This is a genomic window from Bacteroidota bacterium (genome assembly GCA_019637975.1).
Taxonomy (GTDB): domain Bacteria; phylum Bacteroidota; class Ignavibacteria; order UBA10030; family UBA6906; genus CAADGV01.
Window position 1 is genome coordinate 1 of record JAHBUR010000045.1, and the last position, 20,612, is coordinate 20,612.

General features: G+C 51.9%; 23 protein-coding genes. 11 read left to right on the forward strand and 12 right to left on the reverse strand.

Annotated features, from left to right (window positions below):
• The 7 genes from KF749_17050 to KF749_17080 all read left to right on the forward strand — a co-directional run.
• The coding region (locus KF749_17050; protein MBX2992862.1) for a T9SS type A sorting domain-containing protein at positions 1–421 on the forward strand (421 nt) is incomplete at its 5' end.
• 90 nt (positions 422–511) lie between these two features.
• Positions 512–1,333: a DUF3108 domain-containing protein gene (locus KF749_17055; GenBank protein ID MBX2992863.1), complete on the forward strand. Its 822-nt coding sequence runs from the start codon at positions 512–514 to the stop codon at positions 1,331–1,333.
• Positions 1,334–1,459: 126 nt separating this feature from the next.
• Entirely contained in the window at positions 1,460–2,380 is a 921-nt protein-coding gene (locus KF749_17060) for a phosphatase PAP2 family protein (GenBank protein ID MBX2992864.1), read from the forward strand.
• A gap of 83 nt (positions 2,381–2,463) precedes the next feature.
• On the forward strand, positions 2,464–3,324 hold the full coding sequence (locus tag KF749_17065; protein ID MBX2992865.1) for a phosphatase PAP2 family protein: 861 nt from the start codon (positions 2,464–2,466) through the stop codon (positions 3,322–3,324).
• A 118-nt stretch (positions 3,325–3,442) separates the two neighbouring features.
• The gene (locus KF749_17070; protein MBX2992866.1) at positions 3,443–4,228 is read left to right on the forward strand and encodes a hypothetical protein; all 786 of its coding nucleotides are present in this window, start codon (positions 3,443–3,445) and stop codon (positions 4,226–4,228) included.
• Positions 4,229–4,739: 511 nt separating this feature from the next.
• Positions 4,740–5,246 carry a hypothetical protein gene (locus tag KF749_17075; protein MBX2992867.1) on the forward strand — a complete coding sequence of 169 codons (507 nt, stop codon included), beginning with the start codon at positions 4,740–4,742 and terminating at the stop codon, positions 5,244–5,246.
• A gap of 511 nt (positions 5,247–5,757) precedes the next feature.
• Entirely contained in the window at positions 5,758–6,786 is a 1,029-nt protein-coding gene (locus KF749_17080) for a zinc-dependent alcohol dehydrogenase family protein (protein ID MBX2992868.1), read from the forward strand.
• A gap of 104 nt (positions 6,787–6,890) precedes the next feature.
• On the opposite strand, the gene KF749_17085 is transcribed toward KF749_17080, so the two are convergent.
• The 11 genes from KF749_17085 to trxA all read right to left on the reverse strand — a co-directional run bounded on the left by KF749_17085 (position 6,891) and on the right by trxA (position 17,218).
• The gene (locus tag KF749_17085; protein MBX2992869.1) at positions 6,891–8,522 is read right to left on the reverse strand and encodes a T9SS type A sorting domain-containing protein; all 1,632 of its coding nucleotides are present in this window, start codon (positions 8,520–8,522) and stop codon (positions 6,891–6,893) included.
• Positions 8,523–8,803: 281 nt separating this feature from the next.
• A complete protein-coding gene (locus KF749_17090) occupies positions 8,804–9,799 on the reverse strand; it encodes a PDZ domain-containing protein (protein ID MBX2992870.1) in 996 nt (331 codons plus the stop codon).
• Positions 9,800–9,853: 54 nt separating this feature from the next.
• On the reverse strand, positions 9,854–10,972 hold the full coding sequence (locus KF749_17095; GenBank protein ID MBX2992871.1) for a HEAT repeat domain-containing protein: 1,119 nt from the start codon (positions 10,970–10,972) through the stop codon (positions 9,854–9,856).
• 8 nt (positions 10,973–10,980) lie between these two features.
• Entirely contained in the window at positions 10,981–11,793 is an 813-nt protein-coding gene (locus KF749_17100; protein MBX2992872.1) for a zf-HC2 domain-containing protein, read from the reverse strand.
• Complete coding sequence (locus tag KF749_17105; GenBank protein MBX2992873.1) at positions 11,790–12,377, reverse strand: RNA polymerase sigma factor; 588 nt, start codon at positions 12,375–12,377, stop codon at positions 11,790–11,792. The genes KF749_17100 and KF749_17105 overlap by 4 nt, the downstream gene beginning before the upstream one ends.
• 116 nt (positions 12,378–12,493) lie before the next feature.
• Positions 12,494–13,060, reverse strand: coding sequence for a PepSY-associated TM helix domain-containing protein (locus KF749_17110; protein ID MBX2992874.1), 567 nt, complete (start codon positions 13,058–13,060; stop codon positions 12,494–12,496).
• Between the two features lie 184 nt (positions 13,061–13,244).
• The gene (locus KF749_17115; protein ID MBX2992875.1) at positions 13,245–13,712 is read right to left on the reverse strand and encodes a DUF4920 domain-containing protein; all 468 of its coding nucleotides are present in this window, start codon (positions 13,710–13,712) and stop codon (positions 13,245–13,247) included.
• Between the two features lie 45 nt (positions 13,713–13,757).
• Positions 13,758–14,399: a sterol desaturase family protein gene (locus KF749_17120; GenBank protein MBX2992876.1), complete on the reverse strand. Its 642-nt coding sequence runs from the start codon at positions 14,397–14,399 to the stop codon at positions 13,758–13,760.
• A gap of 101 nt (positions 14,400–14,500) precedes the next feature.
• On the reverse strand, positions 14,501–15,745 hold the full coding sequence (locus KF749_17125; protein ID MBX2992877.1) for a 4Fe-4S binding protein: 1,245 nt from the start codon (positions 15,743–15,745) through the stop codon (positions 14,501–14,503).
• Positions 15,746–15,897: 152 nt separating this feature from the next.
• A complete protein-coding gene (locus KF749_17130) occupies positions 15,898–16,338 on the reverse strand; it encodes an Rrf2 family transcriptional regulator (protein ID MBX2992878.1) in 441 nt (146 codons plus the stop codon).
• Between the two features lie 67 nt (positions 16,339–16,405).
• Positions 16,406–17,218, reverse strand: coding sequence for a thioredoxin (trxA, locus tag KF749_17135; GenBank protein ID MBX2992879.1), 813 nt, complete (start codon positions 17,216–17,218; stop codon positions 16,406–16,408).
• Positions 17,219–17,439: 221 nt separating this feature from the next.
• On the opposite strand from trxA, the gene KF749_17140 reads away from it, so the two are divergent.
• The 4 genes from KF749_17140 (at position 17,440) to KF749_17155 (ending at position 18,903) form a co-directional block, all read left to right on the forward strand.
• Complete coding sequence (locus KF749_17140) at positions 17,440–17,607, forward strand: zinc ribbon domain-containing protein (GenBank protein MBX2992880.1); 168 nt, start codon at positions 17,440–17,442, stop codon at positions 17,605–17,607.
• A gap of 93 nt (positions 17,608–17,700) precedes the next feature.
• A complete protein-coding gene (locus KF749_17145; protein MBX2992881.1) occupies positions 17,701–18,117 on the forward strand; it encodes a c-type cytochrome in 417 nt (138 codons plus the stop codon).
• A 9-nt stretch (positions 18,118–18,126) separates the two neighbouring features.
• Positions 18,127–18,516 (forward strand): VOC family protein, encoded by a 390-nt coding sequence (locus KF749_17150; GenBank protein ID MBX2992882.1) that lies wholly within the window; start codon positions 18,127–18,129, stop codon positions 18,514–18,516.
• 57 nt (positions 18,517–18,573) lie between these two features.
• Entirely contained in the window at positions 18,574–18,903 is a 330-nt protein-coding gene (locus tag KF749_17155) for a hypothetical protein (GenBank protein MBX2992883.1), read from the forward strand.
• 268 nt (positions 18,904–19,171) lie between these two features.
• Here KF749_17155 and KF749_17160 read toward each other — a convergent pair whose 3' ends face one another.
• The gene (locus tag KF749_17160; GenBank protein ID MBX2992884.1) at positions 19,172–20,215 is read right to left on the reverse strand and encodes a glycosyltransferase family 9 protein; all 1,044 of its coding nucleotides are present in this window, start codon (positions 20,213–20,215) and stop codon (positions 19,172–19,174) included.
• Positions 20,216–20,612: the final 397 nt, after the last annotated feature.

Below are 20,612 nucleotides of genomic sequence, written 5' to 3' on the forward strand. Positions count from 1 at the left end.
GGTATTCTTCCGGGTGAGGGTACGCGATACCGACGGCAACTACTCGGTCTGGTCGGACACGTTTCGATCTGCAACAACTACAAACGCCGTCTTCCCGGCACAAGCCGACCATCTCCCCGTCCGGTACGAGCTTCGCCCGAATTATCCGAACCCGTTCAATCCCTCGACAGTCATAACATACGCGGTTCCCGCTGCATCTCATATCAGGGTAACGGTGTTCGATGTGTTGGGACGTGAAGTACGATTGCTTGTGCATGGCTCGGTTCAAGCCGGGCTGCACACCACATTCTGGGACGGGAGGAACGAGAACGGCGGGGATGCGGCAAGCGGCATCTACTTCTGCCGAATGGATGTACTCTCAGGAGAAATCAGGAACGAAAAACCCGCTTCATTACTCGTGAAAATGTTGTTGACAAAATAAACACCCCGCCTTAAGCCCTTTTTGTTCTGCAGGGCGATTTTCATATCTTTGATCACCTTAAACGGTTCGTGTCGTTTCATCACTCACGCAATGAAGTCTCTGATCGTTCTCATTCTTCTGTTCGCGCCTCTTTCGGCGGTCGACGGACAAGTGTCGAAAACTGCAGGAAAGAATATCTCCGGCGTCATGATGTCGGGAGAAGAACTTGTCTATGAAGTAAGCTGGACATTCTTCAAGTTGGGGAAGATCCGCGTTCTTGCCCTTCCTCCCTCGGTCGAGAACCCTGCCGTCGTGTACAGTTCAATCGCCTATTCGGATTCCTACACACTGCCGTTTGTAAATTTCCACGCTATCTCAACATCCGAAATGGATTCAACGTTGTTCTCCGAAGGAGCATCGCTGTTTGAGAAGAAAGACGACCGATGGTACAGGCAGTTGTACTTCTTCACTCCCTCGACGAGAACATACGTCACCGAACATGCTTTCATCAAAGACCCGCAATCGCAACAGCCGCTGCAACCGATGACGTACGATACGCTTCAGCTAACGTACGACCGGTTTCAGGACGGAACATCGATTCTCTATTTCGCCCGCGCCTATGTTCATACGCAGCGCGCCATTGCCGTGCCGATACTTGTCCGCGGAAAAGCCGGCAAGACAAACTTCTACTTTCCCGCGGAACGGACAACGGAAAAAATTGATGCCGTCGATTACCCGATCCGGGTGGTAGAATTTGAAGGAAAGGCCGAATTTGAGGGGATTTTCGGACTAACGGGCGACTTCACAGGCTGGTTTTCCGACGACGAAGCTGCGGTTCCCATTAAAGCAAAAATGAAGGTGATTCTCGGAAGCATCACCATCGAATTGAAAGAATGGAAACGGCCCGGCTGGACGCCGCCGCGTGCCGACTAAGCACGACAGGCGTTTGACCTGTGTCTTGCTTCTACACCCCTCCCGTTCTTACATTCTCCACGGTCAGAAGTTTCGGGGGATTCCGGTCAGCGGCACACATCATCAAAACAATCACGTAGGTACTTTTTGAGAAAGCTTCTTCTCTCTTTGTTCATCGCAATCTTGTATCTGCCCCCGGCATTTGCACAAGCAGGCTCCGGGCAAGGGGATTCATACAAGCAGGACATCGTTGCCGACTCGGTGATGAGTGTACAGCCGGCTACGCTTCAGATTCCTGCCGTGACGGAAACCCAACCGCCTTCCAAGGTGTCGAAGATGTTCAGCGGCTTCTGGCGGGATGAAGCACAAATCTGGACGTCGCCATTCAGAATGGATTCCGAGGATTTGTTGTGGATCGGCGGAATTGCCGCGACTACGGCGCTGCTGATCGCCATCGACGAGCCGGTGTACAAGTCGTTCCGCGATTTCAGAAACGATCACACGTGGGTTCAGAAGACGAGTCCCATTGCTACGCAATTGGGCGAATTCTATGTTCCGTATGCAATCTCCGCGTTGTATTGCCTGAAGGGACTCGCGTTTGACGATGAACATGCGTTAGATACCGGGCTTCTCTCTGTGCAGGCGATGATTCACTCGGCTGTGGTAGTTCAGCTACTCAAGCATCTGTTCGGGCGGATGCGTCCCTACGTCAGAAACGGTGAAGATGTGTGGTACGGGCCGAGGATGTTCTTCAAGAGATACAGCGGCGGGTTCTCGAGTTACGACGCGTTTCCGTCGGGACACACAATAACGGCCTTCAGTCTGGCCGCCGTTGTAGCCGAACGCAGCGAGCACACGTGGGTCAAAGCAAGCGCATATTCGCTGGCAGGACTCTGCGGCCTGTCGCGGCTTACCGAGCACGATCACTGGCTCTCCGACGTTGTGGTCGGCGCGGCAATGGGAATAGCTATCGGTAAACTTGTCGCGCGTAATTATCAGCAGGATGTTATCGTAACGCCTTCGTTCGGTTCACGCGGGCCCGGTATCAGTGTCGTGTTCAATTATTGATGGGATGTGTGAGAATGAGAAGATGTTGTTTCACACTGTTGGTTTCTTTCTTAGTCACCACGGCACACTCTTCGGGCAGTGTCGTGATCAAGGATTCGACAACGGTTGTTGCGGCGGTTGCCGATTCATTGCTTATGCCGTACCAGCCGATCAGGTCACACGATTTGAAATGGTACACGATGTTCCAGCGCATCCCCGGCGATTGGGTGACGTTCGCCAACAGGAATTTCCGCGAAGAGAAAATCCCCATCATCGGCGGCATAACGGCACTTACCGCCTTCGCCGTCTGGACTGACCAGCCTGTGTGGGAAGCATCCGACCGATGGTACAAAAGCTCGAAAACCGTGAAAAACCTGAGCGATTTCTTTGAATATTTGGGGGATGGAAAACCGCAGTTCGGGCTGGCGGCGGCATTCGGCGCGTTCGGGTATTTAGCGGAAGACGAGCGGGCACTCCGCACGGGAAGTCAGCTCGTGCAAACAATTCTCGCATGCGGAACCGTCATTCAAACTCTCAAACACATCACCGGACGCGAAAGTCCGTTCGTCTCATCGCGCATCAACGGCCGCTGGGTGTTTTTCCCCAATCAAATCGACTACCACAGAAAAGTCCCCTACTACGACGCTTTCCCTTCGGGACATATTGCGACTGCAACAGCCACCCTCACGGTGATCATGGAAAACTATCCAGAGTGGAAGCCGTGGCTTAAACCCCTTGCGTACTTCCTGATTGCCGGCATCGGCGTCGGACTCTCCAACACGGGCATTCATTGGTGGAGCGACTTCCCGCTCGGCATTGCGCTCGGCTATGAGTTCGGCATGATCGCCTCGCATCCCGAAGGCTTGCCCCTCAGCGATTCGGACGGAGATAACTCACCCCGCATGAGCCTGCTGCCGCATATCTCTCCGGTGGGACAGGGTGTGACGTTGTCGTTGAGGTTTTGAATTGGCGATCCCGACCGAAGCTTGACTTTGGAGTTGGGATTCGGTAAGCTTACCAAAGACAACAGGCCGGGCAACCAACCGGCAGACTGTTCATGAACACATCAACCCGTAGACCTTATTGATAGCAAACATAACAACAATCTATCGATATGCGAGTTTCGAATCCTTTGTCGATACGATTCTTAGAAAGACTCTCACCTTTGTTCACCCGAGTTTATGGGATGACCCTTATGAATTGCATTTTCTTTACCAAGAGATTGAACACAAATTTCGAAATTCACATGGAGAATTCAATCAGGATGTAATCGGCGCAATTCTGCAATACGTCATTGCAAAGAAGCTCTATGCTCAAGCTTGGACATTAATCGGTGAAAGCGATGCATTGTGGCGGATCTACTCACATGGTGGCACATCTGTTAGAATTGCAGTCGAAAAAGACAAAATCAAACTGTTGCAGGATGTTGAACTTGTCGAAGTCGACTACGTCGATAACTACGATGAAGTAGTAAGAACAAAGAAGGACTTTTACGGACTCATTGCTGCCAAGCGGAGAGCATTTCTCCACGAAAGGGAAGTCCGACTTGTAAAACACTACAAGTATTCAAGTGCTGACGATGCCAATGAACATTTAACTGCTTTCTTGGCACTAGGCGGCAATTTGAACCAATATTTTGAAAACATCGACGTGGAACATATAGGGGAAGAGGTCGATAGGCTAGTGAAAAGGACAAATCTCAATCTTCAAGACAAGACACAGAATGTGAGTTTTGCTGGAATTGAGAACTTTATTGACTCCGTCATGCTAAATCCACTTGCTCCTGAATGGTTGGACAAGACACTGGAGTTATTCTGCGGTAGATACGATCTACGGTACTTAGGGAAGTCAACTTTGTACAAGAAGTAAAACCAATTTGCGTATAACAAGCGGCTCCCACCGCAAGGTAAGCACGGAGGGTCTTTGACAACCCGAGCGAATGAGCGGAGTACAATCTAATTCCAACACACAAAGAAAATAAATCAATCATATCTCCCCGCGCATTCTGCGTGGCGGAGAGTTTTCGTTGCGGCACGTCCACAGTGGCGGGATTCTCGATTCGACCACGGTTTTGCTGGATAGCGCCAAAACCTGACGAATCGGGACTAGTGCCGTTCCAACAAAATGATTAAACAATGCTGAATGTTATAGTTGTTGAATTGCCACGAGCTTCAGGTCGTGGTATTGTTTTCCCTCCCGGCGAACGGGAGGGCTTTAGCCCTACTTTACGGGTGAACTGTGGGGGTTAAAACCCACAGAGATTTGGAGTTCATAGGAATCCACGAGCTAAAGCTCGTGGCAATTCAACCGTGCTCTGTATGTTCATTTAGTTGTAGAAGCACTAGTTGCGGGGCGTTAGGCATTTTTGCATAAGGAGAACATGGAGATCATCTATTTTATCATTCCTCTGTTTCCTCTTCTAATTAGATTTCTGTTCATTGGCTTGGTAGCAAGAGAGCTAGGAGAATTACTTCCGGAAGAAGAAAACGACCGTACCGAGATTAGAAGTTATATTCTTGCCTTGGCTGGATTTAGCTTCACTGCCTTGGTGGCTCTGGCTCTCTTAGAACCCACCTTGCAAAGGAATATTCAATACCCGATATATTATGTGTTCTTGAGCTTTATTTTCTATTTCTTTGCACAAAACTTGCAGGGCTACAAGAATAAAAGATGGCACGACGTCATTAGCGATGCCCTCATTGAAACTGCGTCGCTCTGCCTAATCCTGACGGTTGTAGCTTTGTTGTTAGTTACCAACCTCAATACGGTCTTTGTATATTCGGTCACAGTATTAGCTCTGTCTATGTGGCTGTTGGATTTCATAATACGACTTTGTATCCAAATTGACTACCTAGAGAACAAGGAGGCCAAAGATGGCGCAAGATGAACGACGAGACGACAACAGCGGGGCGAGCAATGATAAGAGGAAAATCAAGCTCGTGAATGAAGGAATCAACTTCCTCACATGCCCAATTCACAATATTAAACATCCTAAAGGCACGTCCTGCCCCAGGTGTGTCGCTGATAGAAGCAAAGACGGCTAGATAATGCTCGTTGGTTAATCAGAGAGAAAGGAGACAAGAATGGATGAGGAAAACAACCAGCAGGACCATGGCAACGATGATAAGAAATACCGAGGAATAAAAGGAATCACCTTCATTACTTGCCGCGTCCATGGTGTACCATATCCGAAAGGCTCAACTTGCCCTCAGTGCGATGCCGATAAACGCAAAAATGCGTAACAAACGGCTCCCACCAAAAAGTGAAGCACGGCCGGTCTTCAACAACCCAACCGAAGGACCGGAGGATAAATCAAACGCCATCGCGCAAAGCTGCCCGTACAGTCTGCTTACTTCGTGGGAGCAGACAAGCAGGCAGATTCTCCGGGAGTAATGAGTATGAAAGCAATGGTCCTCCACTCTCTCACGACTCTTGCGTCAAACCCGAAGCCCCTCTCGCTCGTCCACTTTCCTGTGCCGAAACTTCCTCTCGGAAAAATCCTTGTCAAAGTCTCGGCGTGCGGCGTATGCCATACCGAGATTGATGAGATTGAAGGAAGAACACCGCCGCCGCGCCTTCCCGTCATCCCGGGTCATCAGGTTGTCGGCAGAGTTGAAGAATCGGGGGAAGGCGTAACGATATTCAAGGTCGGGGATCGGGTCGGTGTTGCGTGGATTTTCTCGGCATGCGGAACGTGTTCCTTCTGCCGGGCGGGAAATGAAAATCTCTGTCCCGAATTCAAAGCAACAGGCCGCGATGCCAACGGCGGCTACGCGGAATACATGACGGTGCATGAAGATTTCGCCTACCCGATACCGGATGTCTTCTCCGATGCCGAAGCTGCGCCGCTGTTGTGTGCCGGAGCAATCGGCTATCGCTCGCTTCGTCTTTCACATCTCACCGACGGGCAGAAGTTGGGCCTCACTGGCTTCGGCGCGTCGGCGCATCTTGTGTTGAAGATGGTACGGCACAGATTCCCGGGGACACGCATCTACGTCTTTGCCCGCAGCGAACAGGAGCGGGCGTTCGCCAAAGAACTCGGCGCAGTCTGGACGGGTGATTCCTCCGATGCAGCCCCCGATCAACTCGATGCCATCATCGACACGACGCCCGTTTGGTCGCCGGCTGTTGATGCACTGAAGAACCTCGCTCCCGGCGGCAGACTCGTCATCAACGCCATCGGAAAGGAAGATGCCGACAAGCAACATCTTGCGCAGATTGACTACTCAACGCATCTTTGGATGGAGAAGGAAATCAAATCGGCAGCAAACGTCACGCGGCGGGATGTGAGCGAGTTTCTGCAGCTTGCCGCCGAAATCCCGATCAAGCCGGAAGTGCAGGAATATCCTCTGGAAGCTGCAAACGAAGCCTTGATGGAGTTGAAGCAGAGAAAGATTCGCGGGGCGAAGGTGTTGAGAGTCTCTTGAAGAAGATCCAACACAAAGGCACAAAGGTCACAAAGTTGATGAAAGAAAACTCTTCGTGCAGCTTCGTGCGCTTTGCGCCTTTGTGTTACATCTTTTTTCCCGGGTCAGCGAATCAGCAACGCCTTCCGCGTCAGCGTCGTTGTGCCGGTTGTGAGCCGGTAGAAATAGTGGCCGCTCGGCATCCCTCCGGCATTCCACTCCACGGAATAGCTTCCGGGACTCAATCTCTCATTCACCAATGTTGCCACGTTCCTCCCGATGAGGTCGAACACTTCAAGTCTCACCAATCCATATTCACTAATCCGAAATCCGATCATCGTCGTCGGGTTGAAGGGATTCGGATAGTTCTGCTCAAGCCGGAACTCATGCGGCACGGATGAAGCAACCTCCTTGATCTCCGTCGGCGAATCGCCGTAGGCGATGAAGAACAGAAACTGCATCTCATCGCTGCTGCGCAAACCGTAGTAAATCGGCTCGCTTGTCGGGTTGTGATAGGTGGTGACCAGCATGAGGCTGTCGCCTGCGAGAAATCGCATCGGCGTTGTGAGTGAAAGCAGCGCCGGATGTTCCCAGTCGTTGGTGTAATACAAAAGCTGTCCGTGATGCGCCCCTCCGACACCGACAACGCTGAACTCGATCATCCTCTGATGCGCATGCGCCCACATCTGGATGATGTTTGTGTTCTGATTGAACCGGAACGCCCTGCTGATCGTGGTTGTCTGAAACGGCGGCAGAAAGATGTTCGTGTTCGAGAAATTTCTCGGCGTTGCCTTGTGCACAACGGCGGCGGAGTCGATGGTATGCAGGTTCACATACACTTCGCCGATGCGCGGCCCGCTCGTTCTGTTCACCGAATGAACGTTCATGTCAAACCCTGATCCCCGCGGCAATTCCAGCGCAACGCCCGTTGGGAAATTATAGTCGACTTCCGGCGTTTGTGTTCCGACAAAAAAGCGGAAGGGGAAGAGGTTGTTCAGCTCGAAGATGGCAGGAAGATAGTTGCCGAGTGAATCGCGGATATCACGATACACATGCGGCGTCGGCGAACCGGTGCCTGTCGGGTAGTTGTACACAATCATGTGATGGCTCCCGGCGCGGTAACGGATCTGGTAGCGGTTCACGTACACATACTGCGATGTCGGGTAGGGAATGAAGTAGAGGAATTCCCGATCATGAACCTGCGCAGGCCAGATGTGGAACGGACCGAGATGAAGCTGGATGCCGCTTGCCGGAAGCGGCAGCGGCTCGAAGTTTGCGATGAACCGTGTCGTGTCATTGAAGAGATTCGTGTCCGCGCCGGCAACAATGCCCGTTTCCGGCGCGCCGCCGCTGATCCAGCGGTTGACGAACGCAAGTTCGCCCATCGTGAGAAACGGCATGCCGAGCGGCATAATAGAGCCGTACCCTTGCGGCATGTTGATGCTGTTCGGCGCGTTGATCTTGTGCCAGAAGAAACTCTTGTTGAGTCCGGGAATGCCGCCCATCGTGCTGACGCGGACGAGACTATCTTGCAGGGCGACAACATTATGCGGCGTGACGTTGATGAGTTTGCGATATGCGGAATCGGCAGTGAGCAAAAGTCCGGTTTGCACGGCGGGCGGATAACCACCGACGGCGTGGCAACCGATGCAGTAGCGGTCGAGCACGCGTTCCTGCACTGTTTGCCAGGTTGAGGGTTGAGCAAACAGCGGCAGGGAAACAAACATCAACGCAAAAATGCGTGCAACGCGCATCATGGAACTCTCCGGACTTTTCAATGAACGATGTGTCAAGATAGAAATTTGGAGGGAGAGATGGTAGGATTCTGAAATCCCGCGTACATGTCAGCAGTTGGACACGGCGGAGCCGTGTCCCTACAATCAGAAAAATGTAGTAGGGACACGCCTCTCCAAAGGAGCCCTTTGGGCAGGCGTGTCCTCTTGTTAGGCAGGATGAACTCTTTGATTTTCTCTATATCGGATTTCAGGAGGTCAAACGCGGGGAGGGGCGGGTCATCGAACCCGCCCCGCATACGACGTTATACGTTTATGCTGATTCGTACATCACGAATTTTCTTTCTCAGGTTCTCCTTCAGATCCTTCATCGAGTCCTGCAAGTCCAGCCTCATCTTGCCGAGGTTATTCTCCAATTTCAGCATCTCTTCACGGAACCTGTCATGGTCTTCCGGCGACAAAAGATCAAGGATCACATCGTCGCCGTGATGGAAGTAGTACTCGCTGACATCACGATCCCGGCTGCGTACCGTCAGCGTAAGCTTCTGCGCGCTTCCTTTTCGGAGAACTTCGACATCCGCCTTGTCGCCGCTCTTGTAATCCTCAAGAACATAATGGATATCGTCAATCCGGCGGATGCTCTCCTTGCCGATCTTGACGATCACATCCCCCGCTTTGAATCCTGCTTTCTCCGCCTCGCTGTCGCGTTTGACATTCTTGACAAGAACGCCTTTCCCATCCGGCGCGCCGAAGTACTCGCCCAATTGTTTATTAAGATTTTCGAGCGTCAGCCCGTACAATGCCGATGATCGCATAAGCGAGAGAGGCGGCTCAATACGGAAACGCGGCGGTGTGGGTACCCGCGGAATAACCGTCAGCGAGCGGGGCGCCTTGTCGATTGTCGCCTTCAGCGATTTCTTATCCCCGTCACGAAGTACCGTCACAAACACCTCTTTGCCGGGTTTGGTGCTGCGTACTTCCTCAATCAGGTCATTGCTGTCGTAGATCTTCTTGCCGTCGTACTCGGTGATAACATCGCCTTCATGGATGCCTGCTGCTTCCGCCGGACTTTCCTCCTCAACATTTCTGACGTATGCGCCATCTCTCGATTTCAAGTCCTTTTTTCTGGCAAGATTGGATGAGATATTCTCAATGGAAACGCCGAGCCAGCCCCGATCCTTCCCATCTAAATAGATGTACGTCGATTGGGTCTTTCTCTTTTCATCGCCCGGCCGGACACTGCACGCCGTGTGGGTGAGTACTACCAGCGAGATTGTAATAAGAAACAGCATACGTTTCATGATAAGCCCTCCTCTTAGTTCTTCGTGAGCCGGACTGGAGTCCGGCTCTACATCTTATTTGCTTTTCAGAATTTGCATCAGCGCGGCCCGTGATTTTTCGTTGCCGATGCTGCCGAGATAGTACACGGCATCGCTGCGCAGATCATAATTGTCGTTTGTCGTTGCCACGCGGACGAGAAAATCCACCGACTTGTCATTGCCGACATCGGCAATGGCATAGAGGGCGGTTTGGAGCTGCTTCTCTTTTGCCTTCGGGTAGCCGTTGAACAGGCTAATCAGCGCATCGGTGGATTTGTTCTTATCTACCCGCAAATCGGCGATTGTGTAGAGGGCGGTAACCTGGACTTCATCGCTCGCATCTGTCCGGGCAACATCGATCAGCACCGGCAGTACCTCAAACTTCTGGAAATCGCTCAACGACTCCAGCGCCGTCGTCCGGACGATCTCCGCCTGGGATTTGTCAAGTGCAATCTCCTTCAACGTCGCAAACGCTTCTTTGTCGCTGCCCGACTCGCCCAACGCCCGGATTGCATCGAGTTTGATACGCGTTTTCGGGTCTAGATCTTTTGTCTTTGATGTGAAACCTCCCATCGACCACGCAACGGGCGCTCTGGGTGGTCTCGGTGTTCGCAACATGCCGCGCTGTACCTTGCGCATGGCGAGTTCGGCTTCACGCATCGCCTTCTCGCTTTCGCGCATGGTTGTTCCGATGCTGTAGGTGTACGAGCCGGAGCCGGTTTTCACCTTGAGATTTTTCCCGTCGGGGGCGACGATCACGATGTTGTCATTCACATCTGCAACCGCGTCATCAACGTAACGACTGTCGGGGAAATCATTGATGAACTTTTCGTATGCCGCGAGTCCCTTGGTTCTGTCGAGCCTTTTTTGCGCATAGGCAGACCAATAGGCCGCATCGTCGAGGTATTCACTTTTGGGAAACTTGGCACTCACTTCGGCGAACTTCTTCATCGCCTCGTTCCATTTATCAGCGAGAATAAACGTGTACCCTTCCTTGTACGTCTTGTATGCAGGATCCTTTTCATTCTCGCCTTCGCCGAGTGCCGAAGCATCCGCAAGAAACGGACGGGGAGTGGTGGAATACACGGCTTGCGCATCCGCGTATGGTGCGGACAATACAAGCGCCGCAAGAAAAAGAATGTGTGATCGTTTCATGTTGACTCCTAATAGATTCGCCCGGATTGACTTGTTTGATTTGTGTCGTACGACGCTGCCGCCATTCTGATCTTGAACAACAAATTCTCTTGCCGGATGCCGCTGCGAATCAGCTCGACATTCGGGAGATCGGTTGTTTCTTCGAGATTCGCCAATTCGATCATGATCTTCTCAAGATCGCGGATGAGCCGCGCCGAACGCCCGTCCAGCGGCTGCTGCTGAAGAAACCTCGCCTCGTGCACAAGGCTGCGGGAAACCGTCCGCTCGTTGCTGAGATCGATGTTTTGCTCGTCTTCGGTTTTCAGATTGGCAAGGCCGACGAGAAGAACTTTCGATTTGCGGAAATAATCACTGATGCGCTGCTGGGATTCGCTTGCTGTCGGCATCATCAGTGTCTCTTCGGGCAACGTATTCTTCTCTGTAACAAGCATCGAAGATTCGTCTTGCGGGCGGAAAAGGATCACGGCAGCAACAATGCCGGCCAACGCAGCTCCGGCGCTGAATGCGTAAGCTGGACGCAACGCAAAGAATGAACGAACCTGCTCAATGAACGAAGTGACCCTGTCGCGTTTCGGTACGCGTTGCAGGCGAATTTCCCGCTCGATATTTACGGCAAGTGACTGCCAGAATGCCTCGTCCCGAATTTCTTCCGGTTGTGAAGCCGGACGCGGAAGTATCGCAAGAGTCTTACGCAGTTCGCTCAACTCGTTTGAGCATCGCGTGCAGGATGAGAGATGCTGTTCGACCGTTTTGCGATCGCTTTCGTTCAATTCGTTCTGAACAAAATCATACAACAGATTCTGAATAGCAGAATGCTTCATACCAACCCCTCCTGCAAGTGTTCAAGCCTGCTTCTCATCTTCTTCAATCCTCTGAACAAATGTGTCTTCACTGTCCCCTCCGAGCATCGCAGAATGTCGCTTACCTGCCGTGTGGAAAGTCCGTTCATGTGCCGAAGTATCACCACCGCCCGTTGCAGCGTTGGCAGTTCGTGCAATGCCCGCTCAATGTATGCCTGCCGTTCCTTCACCACAATCTCTTCATGATGTTCGCAATCGGCCCCGCTTTGCATCTCTTCCAACGGCACGTGCCGCTCGATTCTGTTCTTGTCGAGCCGCTTTCTTGTCAACGCCACGTTCACAACAATCCGATGAAGCCATGTGCTGAATTCCGCGTCACCACGGAACGACGGCAGCGCCGCATACACTTTGACAAACGCCTCCTGCGTCACATCCTCCGCACTGTCATGATTGCCCGTGAACCGGTACGCGATATTGTATGCCTGCCGGAGGTGACGATCCATCAGCAGACGGAACGCACCGCCGTCTCCTTCCTTTGCTTGTTGGATAAGTTGCTGTTCGCCACGCTCTCGCGCCGGCAGAACGGGCTCTTCAGCAGCCGCCATCGGGTTTCCGTAATTTCTATTGATTAGACGACCGGAGGTTCCGGTTGGTTGACAGCAAGTTTGCTGCAATTTGCCGTCCGGTAGTGGATACGAAAAGGGGGAAAGGGGGTTACGAACTACTGGAAATTCATGTAATACACCCAGTACAGCAGCGGAATGAGGACTCCGATGCCCACAAACCATTTTCCCCGGCCCGTGATGCCTGTCGGACCTTTGAGCATGAACATGCCGGTAATGGCCATCATGATCAACGCAACGGCAAACAGATCGGCGATGATGGTCCACGCTTTCTTGGGGGCGTTCACGTGGAGCTGGTTCATCTCGAAGAGAACGCGGCGCGGACGGGTAGATTCGAGCAGTACATTCCCCGTCGGCAAATCAACGGAGTAGGTTTTCTTGTCGTAGAAGAGTTGCAACGTTTCAGGGTCGGGACGGAATGTGTTTTTCGGTTCTCCGGTGAGATTGAGTTTGGAGATGGCTTCAGCGACAATTTGCTCACGATCGGTTGTCGTGATCGGAGAAATAGTAATGATCTCCTTCTCGATTTTGTAGTTCGGATTCCAGTCAGCAATATGGTTTACCGCGAGACCCGAGATGCCGTAGATCAATGTCAGCGCAACAACAACGTAGCCGATGTCGCGATGAAGGATGTTGTTCCACTTACGCCATTTGAATTCTGCCATAACAATCAATTCTTGGAAAGAATTTTGCCACGAAGGCTCACGAAGTTACAACACTTCCCTTTGTGTTCCTTTGAGCGCTTTGTGACTTCGTGGTTGAAAAAATGAGGTGTTAGATGGAAAAGCCGCAGCGTACCGTGCGGAATAACGCTGCGGCCCAAATTACTGTAATCCGTAATCCCCAACCCTACTTTATCACCGCGCCTTCACCCATGATCTGCACAACCGTCTTGGGGCCGGTAACTGTGGAAGGATCAAATTCCTCGCCTTGCTCCTCTGCGTGATGTTTCCCCTGCTCGATGAGTTCTTCAACCGTGTACTTCTTCACCGAAATGACTCCTTCGGCAAGAGCCGTCTTTCCTTTTGCATCCATCGGGAAGACGATCACGCCGTCATCAACTTTGAAGCGGATGGACTCGAATTCCTTGTCGCTTGCGACTTTGATCCAGCAGCCGCGGTTGGCGCAGACGTCAACAACGGCGCCTTCAACAAGGATTTTCTTGCCATTGTATTGTTCGGGATTGGCGAGGATGTCGGAGACTTTTGTTTTCTCTTTGAGGGTCAGCTTCTTGCCGTAGTTTTTAGGGCCGGCTATTACCATCGAGCTGACGAGCACGATAGTCACGGCGATTGACAGAACGTGTTTGTAATTCACGTGATTCTCCTTTTTCAGAATAATGAACAATGTAAATAGTACGTATCAGACTTCTACTGTCGTTTCCTTTTCCTTCCCTGCCGTCGTTCCAAACACATAATCCCACAGCGGCGAGCTGACGCCGTAACGCGTCTGAGGATCCTGGTAGTGGTGCAGCATGTGATACTGCTTCAGCCACAACCAGCCCGAAGACTTCAATGCGAAATGATGCGATGCGTAGTGCCACGAATCATAAATCATGTAGCCGAGAATGAAGCCCGCAAAGAAGGGGGCCGTATACGCGACTCCCAGCACCGCCACGAAGAGATAGTAGAAGAGAAGTGCCAGCGGTATGCTGACAACAGGCGGCATCACGAGTCGCAACGAATCGTTCGGATAGTCGTGATGAACGCCGTGCATCATGAAGTGCAGGTACTTGCCCCACTCGGACGTCGGCTCGTAGTGGAATACAAAGCGGTGAAGCAGGTATTCGGCGAGCGTCCAGAAAAACAATCCGGCAAAAAACAAGCCTACAATGCCACCGTTCGTCATCGAAGGATTGATCGATGCCTGGTAAAGAAAATAGGCCATCACGGGAATGTAGACGATCAGCGGAATGCTCGGATGGACGTGGGAGAAAAATTCTAAAAAATTACTCTTGAAAAGCCGGGCCGACTCGTCTTTGTTCGATACATAATTCTTTGACATAGATACCTCAGGGGATATTTGCTTCAACAATCTACGTCAAAGATATGCAAAACAGGCGAAAAACTCAATTTCCTGGAAACCGGCGATTTGTACCTTGATAATCAATCCTTCGGTCCGTAGTCAGGAACGTCGCCGCGGAAGTGGTTATACACGGGTTTGTCCAGTTCCTGGAACCGCCGTTGGTATTCTTCTCTGCTGATCGCGTTCTGCCACTTTCCCGTGAGCATTGCAAGTCCCGTTATCGCAACAAATACTCCGGCCACCAGCGTTCCGTACACCCACGTCGGAACGGCGTTCTTGCTTTTTGCGCCGGGGCGAACATCGAGCGTGTTCTTTGCCGGACACGCCTGCACGCACTGCATGCAACTGATGCACTCGTCGCTCCAGACGCGTCCCGTTGGGCTGCTCTTTCTGAGATTTCCGATTCTGTGAACGTTGATATTCGAGGGACACGCTTTCGTGCAGAGTTCGCAGTCGATGCACGTCGATTTGTTGCGCGTGATTTTCAACGGGCTCAGCCAGCCGGCGATTCCCAACAACGCTCCGTACGGACAAAGAAATCTGCACCAAAAATTCTTGATAAAGATCGAAAACACCATCAGGATGATGATCGTCCAGAGGGCAAATGTGGAGATGTCGGCAAAGAAGAGATACATCTTGATATCCGCAACTTTGTTGTACGGACTGTGGATGAAATTCTCCAGACTGAACAAGTCCATCTGCCAGATTGCATTGACGAAGAAGTAGAGGAGAAGATACTTGAGAGAACGAAGCGGATAATCCAGCCAACGCCATACTGTGAAGTTACGCTTGAAGATTTTCTTCCCCAACATCCATAACGATTCGCTCAGCGTGCCGATCGGGCAGAGCCAACTGCAGAATGATTTTCTCAGCGCAAGACTTACGGCGATGATGGCAAGTAGAATGAACACCGAAGAGGGATGAATTGGGTTCAGTGAGCCCGAGAGAACCCAGTGTTTCAGACTCATCAGCGCGCTGATGGGGAGAAATCCTTCTGCGCCCGGCGGTCGCTCGAAAAACTGCTCCGTTCCGCCGGACATTCCCCATTGCATGAACAGATAGAACTCGACCCCGATCCAGATGCAAAGCAGCGCAAACGCAAGCTGCACAGCCGATCGCTGGAATTGCGCATCCTCTTTCCATCGAAGGACGAGCCGCTTGACGAAAGAGGGTTCCGCGGAGTAGTTGATTTTCTCTTTCCGCAACTCACGCGGCAATTTCTTGATTTTCTTTTTGGGGTCGGCCTTACGTGCAAGCTTGACTATGTCAACGGTTTCTGCCACCTCTTCAACCGTCAGTGTCGTTCCTAAATTCTCTATTCTCATTGTCTGACAATCCCGTTCTCAGATTTGCGAAAGCATTTCGTAAACCATCAATCTCTGCCCATTTTCAGCCTCTCATCATCAACACTGTATACCATTGCAAGGCGAGTGCCAATTCAGATTAATTTATCTTATTTAAACCTATCAAAAAAGGCTCAGGAACGGGCAGAACGATACTCTGTTTTCTTCATATCCTTTGCCATTTCCGCTATGTTCTTCCTGACGAGCATGTCATAGATTTCATCCCGCATTCTCCCCCACGTTTCATGCACCGAGCAGGGATTCTTTCCGGAACATTCCGGAAACCCCATTACGCAGTTCTTTGTGAAGTCAGCCCCATCAATAGCGTTGACAACATCAAACAATGTGATGTCCTTTGCTTTCCTGCCGAGCGCGAATCCGCCTGTCGGGCCTTTGAGCGACGTCAGCAGTCCCGTACCCGCCAATCGCTGAAGAATTTTTCCTAGAAAGTGGTATGGAATGTCGAGCCGTTTGGTGAGTTCTTTAATGGATGTCATTTCGCCTTCGGGTTTGAGGGCAAGATAGAGAACGCCCTGGATGGCGTATTCACATTGGCGGCTGAAAAGGATGCTCATTTTGTTTCGGACTTTGCTCTCTTAAATATGATGAACGGTGCCGTTAAAAGCAACACAACGGCACACCTCAATACAACGCCCTGCTGAACTCGCGCCTGAAGTTCTGCGTAATCCCGTGTTCTTCCCCTAAAATCTTGAATATAGCAATGCACGCCTTGCGCGAGCCGTCATCGTCGTAATAGCGGTTGGTCCGAATCACGCTAATGAAGCCCTCGAGCGCGGCGGCAAAATCACCCAATTCCATCCTCCTGATGGCTGAAAGATACTCGCCCTTCACATCCTCCTCGGGGAGCCGATCGTCGCTCCCGGCGATCTCTGCGAGGCGCGCAAATGTCCGGATTGCTTCGGCCAGATCATATGCTTCCGAGTCCTGCTCGATGTCCGTAACAAGCGAAAGCGCCTTGCCCCGATCGGTGAAAACGAGAAGCCGGGCAAGAAGGGCCCGCGCTTTGTGATTCCCGGGTTCATGCAGAACCACGTCTTCTAGAAGTTGTTGCGCTTGTTGCGAGTTGCCTTCCTGTATAAAGTGTTCTGCCTGTTCAACGGACTTTCTGTATTTGCCCGGTATGTTCTTTGCCAGCCATTGCTTCACCATCGGCTCCGGCAAAGCGCCGACAAATTCGGTTTCGACTTTGCCATCAACAAACAACTTCACATTCGGTATGCTGCGGATATTGTATTGCGCGGCAACGTCGGGGAGTTCTTCCGTGTTCACCTTCGCAAGCTGCCAGGCTCCGTTTGCCTGAGCCGCAAGTCGTTCTAGTACGGGACCCAGGATTTTGCACGGCCCGCACCACTCCGCCCAAAAATCAACCAGTACGGGAATCTCCTTGCTTCGCTCAATAACTTCAGATGTGAAATCTCTTACATCATACTCCATTCAGACAATACTCCTTTGGGGATATACAGTGTCGTTCCATTGTGAGAAATTGATGCAAGAATGTCAAGGAGGGTTCAGGCAAAAAATATTGACTTTCATCGGGGGAGGATATATTTTTATGCCGAAGGTCTTTGACAATCCTCTTGCTCCGATTTCCGGCGGGAATCCGGTGCAGGAGGTTTGTGCTTTTTGAAACGCTATCTCTCAGAAAGGAGTCTTCTATGCCAGCCTATGCATATTTCTGCAACGATTGCAAGAGAGAATTTACCGTGTTCCTGACAATGACCGAGCATGAGAAAGGAACTCCTCCCGCATGCACCAACTGCGGCAGCAAGAATGTTGTTGCCGAATACTCCGGCGCAACGGTCATTACCTCGAAGAAGAGTTGAAGGAAGAGTTGCAAATTGACCGGAAAACCCGTTAGTTCAACGTGACTTCTGTACGTTGAATTCCGTCCCGTTGAACCAATGGAGTTTTTTTTGATGAAGTATGTTGTCGCGGCAATTACCCTTTGTTGCATTCTATCACTAAGCACAGCCCAGCAAAGAGCAACTGAATGGGGCGGAAAGGCAAATATTGAACGCGGACGGTACATCGCCGAACATGTTGCTCTTTGCATCCAGTGCCATACACCCCGCGACGGAAACGGCGAGTTGATTCTTTCGCGCTCATTCGAAGGTGCAGCAATCCCCGTTGCTAAACCGGCGCAGCTGCGTGTGTGGGCCGAGTTTGCGCCGCGCATCGCCGGCTTGCCGCAGTATTCCGATGAACAACTCATCAGGCTTCTCACGACTGGAATTGGGAGGGAAGGAAAACCGTTGCGTTCACCGATGCCGACGTTCAAGTTGTCATGGCAGGACGCAGCCGATATCGCCGTCTATCTCAGATCAATAAAGTAAGTAGGCGCTATGGCTCGTGTCGTTCACTTTGAAATCCAGGCCGCCAATCCCGATCGGGCGATTGAGTTCTACTCAAACCTCTTCGATTGGAAATTTCAGAAATTTCCCGGCAACACTCCCTACTGGCTGATCTCCACCGGTTCCCCGGAGGAACCCGGAATCGACGGGGGGTTACTGCCGCGAAACGGAAGCCTGCCTGCAGAGGGAGCTGCCGTGAATTGCTACGTATGCACAGTCCAGGTTTCGTCGGTGGATGAGAGTGTGAAGAAAGCCACAGAGAGAGGCGGCATGAATGTCGTGCCGAAGATGGCAATTCCCGGCGTCGGATGGCTTGCCTATTGCAAGGATCCTGAAGGGAACATCTTTGGCGTCATGCAACCCGACACGTCGGCTGCGTAGCCGCAATCTTCATCTCACGTTTACATTTCAATCAGACACTCACAAAGGAGTTCTTTCATGGAGCTACTGACCGGAATTATCGCCCTGATTATCGGCTTCTCGGTGGGATGGTTTCTGCGCGGCAAGCAAACACTTGGCGCCACCGAACCGCCCGATGCCGGACTTTCCTACAAGCTGCAACAGCGTGATGAGGAGCTGCGTGCCGCACGGTCTGAAATTGCCGTTCATACCGCAACGCTCGACACGCTGAGGAATGAACTGGCCATTCTCACAAAGAAGCAACATGCCGGCCCTTCTGCTCAAAGGAAGCCTGCAACAAAACCGGCAGCAAAGCGGAAAGCAACTCACGCAAAGAAAGCTGTCGCAAGTCACAGGAAGAGACGCTGAACGCAAATCCGTGAGTAGATGTAATCACCGACAGAGCATTCGACGATGCTCTGTTTTGTTTTTTATGCCGTTTCAGAATAGGTTGACTGCATTTCTCCTCAGTCGCAACAAGCCCATTGTGTCATTCTGAGACCGCCGCTCAGGGTCGAAGAATCCAGAATCCCAGCCTATGTTCCGGATTCCTCACTACGCTTCGCTCCGTTCAGAATGACAGCCCGGTTAGACGCTTCATTCAAAATGCATCCAACTTTTTCGACATCCCATCAGATTATGATTGCGGAACGCGGGATTCTGAAGGAATTCTCCCGAGGAGGATTTCGGCAACCCGCTCAATTGAGGGATCGTCGAGTCTGCATACCTTCGGGTCACCCGGACACTGTCTGCTGCAATATCCTTCGTGAGGAAGAATCACCTCGGCATCATTCCCCTTCGGCCCCCACAGTGTCGGCGAGCAGGCTGTAAGCGGACAAAACAAGCTGACTGTCGGCACACGCAGCGCTGCGGCGATATGCATCGGCCCGGTGCTGGAAGAGAGCAGCACACGCTCATGTGAAAGCACGCTCATCAATTCCCGCAGTGTAAGTTTTGCACGCAGATCGATGAAGTGCGGATTGCGGGGAAGAGAAACATTGTTCGTTCCATCGGTGAAGATGATCTTGAGAGATTTGGGTGTACGACGGACGAGAAACTCCGCCAACTCACCATATTTCGCAGACTCCCAGTTCGGAGCCGAGTTGCCGCTTCCAATGTGAAACCCCACGATCAGATCTTCTTCCTTCACTCCGGCCTCCCGTAGAATCGCCATACCCCGCTCCCGTTCGTCAGATGTGAGAAAGACTTCAGTGGAAAGATCGTCGGTCTCTACACCGATTTTCCTGCCTAAATCCAGACAATAATCTGCTTCGTGACGCAGAGGAATGTACTTCTTCCGGCTTACGCCTTTCATAAACGTCAGCACGCCGTAGAGTTTCGTCCCGACGCCAACGCGGCGCGGGATTCCTGCCCAAAACAACATCCATGCAGCGCGTTCGGTGGGAAGAAGCAGAAGCGCGGTGTCGTACCTGCTGCGGCGCATGGCCCGTACCTGCCGCCAGAACCCTGCGCGGCCCGCATGTTCCCCCGCCGGGTCGTCGACGACAATTTCATTGAGATGCGGATTGTGCAGCAGTACATCACGCGTGTACGGACGTACCATCGCGCCGATGAATGCGTCGGGGAATGTCTGCCGGAGCGCGCGGATCAGCGGCGTGGCAAGCACAACATCACCGATGCGGTCGGTACGGACGACAAGTATGCGGCGCGGGCTTCTCATGAGTGGTGTTCACAAGATAGTTACCGCGCGGGAGAATTGCCAGAACAGGGTTTATACCGCCTCACGCGCTTATACTTGGTCGTCACGGTCTCTTGATCGTCATGGCACCGTGGCGACAAATTTGTTGTGTTTAGAAATGGAAAGGAAGTTGCTGTCACGGTGCCGGATTGGTTCAGGAAACCGTGACAGCCCAGAAAAAGGATAGTAGAGTGCCCCGATGTTGATTTTCGGGTCGAGGGCGTGAAAACGGCGGAGGAAGCCGTGGTCGAAGGAAGAAACAAGGGCACGCGGGCGGCAACGCCAGCGCGTTCCTCCAAGGTCCGTGAACGGATTATTGTTTGCTTCCGTCTGGCGTTAACAGACGGCCTCTTCCAAGCGGTGATGTTAGCGCATCACC

Bases quoted from the DNA above. Each gene is read 5' to 3' on its own strand.
- KF749_17055 (MBX2992863.1), top strand. From the start codon at position 512: ATGAAGTCTCTGATCGTTCTCATTCTTCTGTTCGCGCCTCTTTCGGCG.
- KF749_17075 (MBX2992867.1), top strand. From the start codon at position 4,740: ATGGAGATCATCTATTTTATCATTCCTCTGTTTCCTCTTCTAATTAGA.
- KF749_17080 (MBX2992868.1), top strand. From the start codon at position 5,758: ATGAAAGCAATGGTCCTCCACTCTCTCACGACTCTTGCGTCAAACCCG.
- KF749_17085 (MBX2992869.1), bottom strand. From the start codon at position 8,522: ATGATGCGCGTTGCACGCATTTTTGCGTTGATGTTTGTTTCCCTGCCG.
- KF749_17090 (MBX2992870.1), bottom strand. From the start codon at position 9,799: ATGAAACGTATGCTGTTTCTTATTACAATCTCGCTGGTAGTACTCACC.
- KF749_17095 (MBX2992871.1), bottom strand. From the start codon at position 10,972: ATGAAACGATCACACATTCTTTTTCTTGCGGCGCTTGTATTGTCCGCA.
- KF749_17100 (MBX2992872.1), bottom strand. From the start codon at position 11,793: ATGAAGCATTCTGCTATTCAGAATCTGTTGTATGATTTTGTTCAGAAC.
- KF749_17105 (MBX2992873.1), bottom strand. From the start codon at position 12,377: ATGGCGGCTGCTGAAGAGCCCGTTCTGCCGGCGCGAGAGCGTGGCGAA.
- KF749_17110 (MBX2992874.1), bottom strand. From the start codon at position 13,060: ATGGCAGAATTCAAATGGCGTAAGTGGAACAACATCCTTCATCGCGAC.
- KF749_17120 (MBX2992876.1), bottom strand. From the start codon at position 14,399: ATGTCAAAGAATTATGTATCGAACAAAGACGAGTCGGCCCGGCTTTTC.
- KF749_17125 (MBX2992877.1), bottom strand. From the start codon at position 15,745: ATGAGAATAGAGAATTTAGGAACGACACTGACGGTTGAAGAGGTGGCA.
- KF749_17130 (MBX2992878.1), bottom strand. From the start codon at position 16,338: ATGAGCATCCTTTTCAGCCGCCAATGTGAATACGCCATCCAGGGCGTT.
- trxA (MBX2992879.1), bottom strand. From the start codon at position 17,218: ATGGAGTATGATGTAAGAGATTTCACATCTGAAGTTATTGAGCGAAGC.
- KF749_17140 (MBX2992880.1), top strand. From the start codon at position 17,440: ATGCCAGCCTATGCATATTTCTGCAACGATTGCAAGAGAGAATTTACC.
- KF749_17145 (MBX2992881.1), top strand. From the start codon at position 17,701: ATGAAGTATGTTGTCGCGGCAATTACCCTTTGTTGCATTCTATCACTA.
- KF749_17150 (MBX2992882.1), top strand. From the start codon at position 18,127: ATGGCTCGTGTCGTTCACTTTGAAATCCAGGCCGCCAATCCCGATCGG.
- KF749_17155 (MBX2992883.1), top strand. From the start codon at position 18,574: ATGGAGCTACTGACCGGAATTATCGCCCTGATTATCGGCTTCTCGGTG.
- KF749_17160 (MBX2992884.1), bottom strand. From the start codon at position 20,215: ATGAGAAGCCCGCGCCGCATACTTGTCGTCCGTACCGACCGCATCGGT.